Below are 6,220 nucleotides of genomic sequence, written 5' to 3' on the forward strand. Positions count from 1 at the left end.
GGAATAAGCCTTGGAATAAGTGCAAACGGAGTGCCAAGCTCTGTAAACATAAACGGAAGCAGAACAAATGGAGATAGAGCATTCGTAGACAACCAAAGCACATTCATTGTCGGAGAGGGAAGCAGTCTTCATGTTGGAACTCTTGAAAATACAGGAGCTGTAGTTGGCAAGGAAGGAAACTCCACATTCAAGATTGATAATTATATTGGAAAAGACATTCAGAATCACGACACGATGAAAACAACAGGCGGATCAGTTGGAATTTCAACAGGAAAACCGAGAATTACAAATGTTGGATTTAATCAGGACAGCAGGGACAAGCAAGGAATCACAAGAAATACAGTAGTCGGAGATGTTGAGATAGCAGGAGCTGAGGGAAGTCCAATAAACAGGGATATTACAAGAGCAAATGAAGTAACGAGGGACACTCACAGCAGCACAAATATCAATGTAGAGAGCCAGACTATTGAGTATGCTACTAATCCTGCTAAGCTGAAAGAGGATATTAGAAAAGCTAAAAAAGAGATAGCAGATGTGAAAAAAGCCATCAAGGAGTCAATTCATGATAGGGGAGATGACAACAGAAACTTCTTTGGACAGCTTAGAGAGATAAGGCTTAATGAAACTGTAAATAACATAGCAGGGAAAAGACTTAATGAAGCTGACAAGCCAGAAGATGTTGTTGCAGCCTGGAAAGATGCCTATAAGGATTTAGGATACAATCTTGATGTAAAATATACAACTGGCGAAGATACTCCTGAAATGAAAAACAAGGCAGGAACAGCATATGTTTCAAAAGATGGAGTACATACAATAATAATCAACATAAATGCAGAAGAGAACTCAACAAAGGCAGGATTAATCGGAACACTTGCAGAAGAGGCAAGCCACATTGTAAATGGAGTGGCAGGAAGACAGATAGCGACTGGAACTGAAGAAAAAGGACTGGAAAGTACAGGAAGAGCTGCAAATGCTTACTTCAAGGAAGAGTACAAGGGAAGCAACCAGAATATGACGTACAGGTCTGACGGGAAGATTGATACTAGCAAGCTGGGAACTCATGTCGGGGATGATGCATTAAAATTTAAGTTAAATGGAAATATTACTGTAGGAGGATTTACTCCTGAAGTAAGTGGAGCAGTTTCTTTACTTAGAAATCCCAATAAAAAAAATGAAGTATGGTTAATTTTTGATATAGGGGCAGATGTAAAATTAGAAAATGCAATTGCAAAAGCAGGTTTTAAATTGGGGTTAGAATACTATCCAGGAGTAATAACAAAAGAAGAATTTAATGAAAAAAGAACTGAAAAACCTTCAGCAGTTCTTAGTGAACTTTTGACACAAGCTATACAAATATTTACCCAAAATCCTCATTTTAATAGTTCTTTAGGAATTTTAAAAAATAAACAGGGTAGTAATAAAACAGCTGGTGGATTTCTTAATGTAGGAATGAGTGTAGGATTAAAAAATCCTATTTTGCCTGAAAAAATAAGTATAGATTTAGAAAAAATAATTAAAAAAGAAATAGAAAATGCAATAAAAAGTCAATTAAAGTTAAGTAAAATTACTGATTCAAAAAAAGTAAATTTAAAGGTACAAAAAACAATAAAAGTTCCTGATAACATAGCTAAATTTTTAAATCAATTACCAGATCCAACTAATTGGTGGAGGGCTATCACAAAATGAATAATAATTCATTTACAAAAATTTTTATATTTATTTGGCTTTTTAGTTTTTTATTTATTTTTATTACGTTAATAAGTTTAGGTGCTTTTAAAGAAGATATTGATGTTAAAAATATTAAAGATAAAATTTTAGAATATATTAATGAAAAAGATACGGAAATATATTTAGAAAATCAAAAAATAGAAGGTAAGGAAAAGGAGATAATAAATGAAATTTTTACAGGAAAAAATTACGATGTTTCTCCTTTTCAAGAGCAAGTATCTAGCACTCTTAAGGATATGAAAGGAATTGAAATAAAATTAAAGAGAAAAAATACAGAAATAAGTTTTGAAATATTTAAAAATTTTGATTGTGTTGATAGTAAAGATTCAAAAGGAAATACTTGTGATATGGATGATATACTAAAAATTAGTTATAATGGTCAAATTAAAAAAATAAAACTTTATGTTGCAGATGAAGCGAATGAAATTTTAAAAAAATATTGGAGTATATCCCAAATTTTGAACAAATAATTTAAAAATCAATCTTTTTTTAATATTAAGTTTTCAATACAACACCGAGTTTTCTATTTTCAAATATTTTCTTAAATAATACTTGTTGTAAAAGACAAAAGAACAAAAAGGAAAAGTTAAATCAGTTGGTAAGAGAAGTTATATAGAAAAAATACTACCTGATATTATGAAAGGACGAAAATGAAATGATATATGATTTATTAGATTTGTTAGAAGAATTTTTCTTAAAGATTATAAATTATTGTAAAAAAAAATAATAAAAGAATTTTAATTTTTTTTATATGTTTTTTTATTTCGTTTTTTGGAAACTTAATATTTTTTCTCAAAAATGAAAGAATTCTATTGTTAAAAGAAGACAAATTATATCAACTCTGGTTTTTTCGTTCTGAATCAGAAAAAAATCCACTATATATAATGAATTATGATTTGAAGTTTTCTGAGAATTTTGAAATTAAAAGATATTTAATTGGACGTAAATTACAGATAAAAGATAAAGACATATTTTTTATTTTAATTACTAATTATAAAGTAAAAAATGTATATGCCCCAAATAAACAAATATTATATTTTAGTAAAAAAGAATATTCTAAAAAATTAGAAAAAGATGCTAGAAAATATATGGAGAATTCTGTTTATGCAAACTTGATTGAAACTAAATTTATAGAAAATGAAACAAATTACAAAATAAAAAAATTTATTGAATTTTTAAGGATAAAAAATTAAATTTTTAAATAATCGTTGTTGTAAAAACAGCGGTTATTTTTTTGTGAAATAGGCTCATATTAGTCCCATAACGAAAAAATTTTACATCAGGCAAGATTTATACCAAAAATCAATTTAACGAACGCTATGGGCTTAATATAACGCAATATGAACTTTGATTTTTATCATCATCAATTTTATTTTATAATTTTAAGAAATTTTACCCTGCTTTTTCTGATATATTTTTTTAATCAAAAAAAGAGCTTGTACAAACTTTTTAGAAGAAAACTCCCAATAATCTGTACATAAGCTCAAATATTTTATTTTTTATTCAATTAAATTTTCTTTTGATATTTTAAAATGAGTTGAAGTAAAATTTCTTAAACTGTCCATCCACCTCCGAAAACTGGACTCTCATTTTCCACGCTGTTTTATTCTTGTGCTAATATTACCTCATTTCTTTCAAAAAAGCAAGCCCTTTTCCATAAAAATTTTTACCCGTAAACTTTCCAGAATTTTTAAATTTTGGAAAGCACGCTTACAAGTTTCTCAAAAATTAAAAAATTTTAGAAACTTATCGTGATTTTTTCAGCACATAAAATTTTGAAAAAATGGATTTCGTTTGCACTCAAAAACTCATTTCATTCGTAAAAATAAAGTTACAATTCTTAAATTTAAAGATCATATTTTGCATAAATTTCTACAAATTTTGTGCAAAAAAAATCTTCATAAAGACAATTTTTAAAGATAAATTTTTATGTATTATTGAACTTTAAATATGACATTTTTTTAATTAAATTTTTTACAAAACAGCAAAAATAATTCCAAATTTTTCAAAAAAATACACCTGAATTTTTAAGAAATTGCAAATAAAAATTTTTAATCATAATTACATCTATAGACAAAATTTTCTTTTAAAAATAACAAAAAAAGAGAACTAAAAATTCTTCTTTTTTTATATAATTATGCTTTTTATTTTACGATATTTTAGAAAAAGTATAGTATTTTTTCTAAAAAAATTTACAATTTGTGCAAATAATTTTAACCATAAAAATTCAAAAATTGTTATTCAGTTTTAATAATTACTCCTCACTTTCAATCAACTTTTCAAACTCTCTAGTTGTTTCAGTTCGTTCAATTCTCTTAACAACTTCATCATCAAATTCAATTTCAATATCAAAAATATCTCTATCATATTCAAGATTATTTTCCTCATCATCTATGTTTTTATCTTCAAAAAATCCATCAGTCATAATTGAAATTCCTTTCATTTTAGTTTTTAATCAAGATACTTATATTTTCAATTATAACATCATTTTCCAAAAGTAAAAAGGAGCAGAAACAACTACTCCTTTTTTAACTCAGGTGCTAAGACCCATTTATTTTCTTTTTCTAAAATTATTTTAACACCTTTTTGAAATTTTTTCAATCGTACGGAACTTTGTAGCTTAATGCAAAATACTCTCTTAAATCTCTTTAAAACACAAATTTATGTAGTTTTATAAAGTATTTTCCTACTCACAAAACGTTTTTTTTACTCTAAAAAGTGTCGAGCGACTTAATCCAGTCAATTGAATTGCTTCTGATGTTTTAATTGCTTTTAAAATCCACCTGTTTATAATATCTTTTTGTTTCTTTGTTAAATTTTCCACCTTGTTTGGCCGTCCGCAAATTTTTTTGCTTCCGTCTTTATTAATTTTTTTATTGCTCAACTTTCTACCTTTACTATCGACTTCCAATTGTGCATAGGCTTCAGTTTGACGTTCTTTAATCAATTCCCTTTCATGTTCTGCAAAATATCCTAATAAATGTAGAATGATAGGCTGCACGAGTTTTTGGCTTAATTTATCAGTTTCTGTAACAGGTTTTCTAGTATTTAAAATGTCATTGTCTATAAATTCCAAATAAACTTGTTTCTTTGATAAAAGTTCAAAAGTTTCCTTGATTTCCGCATTATTCCGTCCAAGTCTATCTAAACTTTTAACAACTATAACATCACCGACAACCACTTTTGACATTAATTTTTGCCATTTTTGTCTGCCTATAAAATTTTTTCCTGATGCTTTTTCAATAATAATCTCTTGAACTCCTTTATTTTTCAATGCTTTAATTTGTCTTGCTTCGTCTTGTTCTCTTGTACTGACTCTTGCATATCCGTATCGCATAAAAAATTTTCTCCTTTTTATTTATTTTAACACATTAATTTCAAAAAGTCGAGTGTTTTTTTGATACTTTTTTTGATATTTTTCTATGAAATTTTGTCCTAAATTCGTTATCTTTCACCAAGTCTAAAAAAGTAATCCTTTTTATACTGATGAAAAACTTTATAAATTCTCAAAAAAAATTTTATAATTTTCAGTCTAAAAAACAAATAACTTACACTCGACTTTTTTAGACTAAAATGTTATAATGAAAACAAAAAGGAAATAAACAATGAAATATGGTTATGTAAGAATTTCAACAAGGGAGCAGGATGAAGCAAGACAGGTGGAAGCAATAAAGTCAGCAGGAGTAGATGAAGATAACATCATAGTTGAAAAAGCGAGCGGAAAGAACTTTATTGACAGGAAAAAATGGCAGGAGTTAATGGCCAAAGTTGTAGTTGATGATATAATTGTCATTAAAAGCCTTGACAGACTTGGCCGAAATAATACAGAAATAAAGGATACATTTGAACTTTTATCAAAAAAGAAAGTATATTTAAAATTTTTGGATATGCCCATTCTGAATACTGAAGTTCCAAAAAATGAAATGGAAAAAACGGCAATGGAAATGGTACAGCCTATCGTTTTACATTTAATGGGATTTTTTGCAGAACAGGAAAGAAAAAATATAAAGGAACGGCAAAGAGAAGCCTATAAACTGCTAAAAAAAGATGATAAAGGACGGTTAATAAGTAATAAAAAAATTGATAAGAAAACAGGACAGGGTATTATATGCGGTCGTCCAAGTAAAATTGAAAATCTGACACAAAGTCAAAAAGAATTAATTAAATCATGGATAAATGGTAATATTAAAGTCGAAGAGTGTGCAAATTATTCTAAGATAGGACGTGCGACACTCTTCAAAATAAAAAAAATGATAAGAAATAAGAGTATGAAATTATAAATAAAAATATTTTTATTTAATAAATAAAAAAAGGGTTATTGTTAAATCAAGAGCAACAACAGAAAAGATGTATTGTCAAGTTAAGTGTAATATAGAAAGTAAAAATAGTAAAAAAAAGTGTTGACAAAATTGTAAACATATACTATAATGTTGTTGTAAACGAAACAGTTGTCGTATAACAAATGGATGACATGTTCGTAGTGTAGCGAACA

Annotated in this window: 4 protein-coding genes and 1 pseudogene; 3 read left to right on the forward strand and 2 right to left on the reverse strand. The window is 27.3% G+C overall.

Annotated elements, in window-relative coordinates; all coding sequences use genetic code 11:
* Both HMPREF1552_RS12590 and HMPREF1552_RS07960 read left to right on the forward strand, forming a co-directional pair.
* Positions 1–1,686, forward strand: a pseudogene (locus HMPREF1552_RS12590) (hypothetical protein); the annotation flags it as partial.
* Entirely contained in the window at positions 1,683–2,198 is a 516-nt protein-coding gene (locus HMPREF1552_RS07960; protein WP_021744639.1) for a hypothetical protein, read from the forward strand. The pseudogene HMPREF1552_RS12590 and the gene HMPREF1552_RS07960, both read left to right, overlap by 4 nt.
* Before the next feature lie 1,784 nt (positions 2,199–3,982).
* Here the strand turns inward: HMPREF1552_RS07960 and HMPREF1552_RS12320 are convergent.
* A complete protein-coding gene (locus HMPREF1552_RS12320) occupies positions 3,983–4,153 on the reverse strand; it encodes a hypothetical protein (RefSeq protein WP_169720572.1) in 171 nt (56 codons plus the stop codon).
* Positions 4,154–4,414: 261 nt separating this feature from the next.
* A complete protein-coding gene (locus HMPREF1552_RS07970; protein WP_021744644.1) occupies positions 4,415–5,065 on the reverse strand; it encodes a recombinase family protein in 651 nt (216 codons plus the stop codon).
* Positions 5,066–5,333: 268 nt separating this feature from the next.
* On the opposite strand from HMPREF1552_RS07970, the gene HMPREF1552_RS07975 reads away from it, so the two are divergent.
* Entirely contained in the window at positions 5,334–6,008 is a 675-nt protein-coding gene (locus HMPREF1552_RS07975; protein WP_021744645.1) for a recombinase family protein, read from the forward strand.
* Positions 6,009–6,220: the final 212 nt, after the last annotated feature.

The sequence above is a fragment of the Leptotrichia sp. oral taxon 879 str. F0557 genome (genome assembly GCF_000469385.1).
Lineage (GTDB): Bacteria > Fusobacteriota > Fusobacteriia > Fusobacteriales > Leptotrichiaceae > Leptotrichia > Leptotrichia mesophila.

Excerpts from the sequence above, each read along its gene's own strand:
- HMPREF1552_RS07960 (WP_021744639.1), top strand. The coding sequence starts at position 1,683 with ATGAATAATAATTCATTTACAAAAATTTTTATATTTATTTGGCTTTTT.
- HMPREF1552_RS12320 (WP_169720572.1), bottom strand. The coding sequence starts at position 4,153 with ATGACTGATGGATTTTTTGAAGATAAAAACATAGATGATGAGGAAAAT.
- HMPREF1552_RS07975 (WP_021744645.1), top strand. The coding sequence starts at position 5,334 with ATGAAATATGGTTATGTAAGAATTTCAACAAGGGAGCAGGATGAAGCA.
- HMPREF1552_RS07970 (WP_021744644.1), bottom strand. The coding sequence starts at position 5,065 with ATGCGATACGGATATGCAAGAGTCAGTACAAGAGAACAAGACGAAGCA.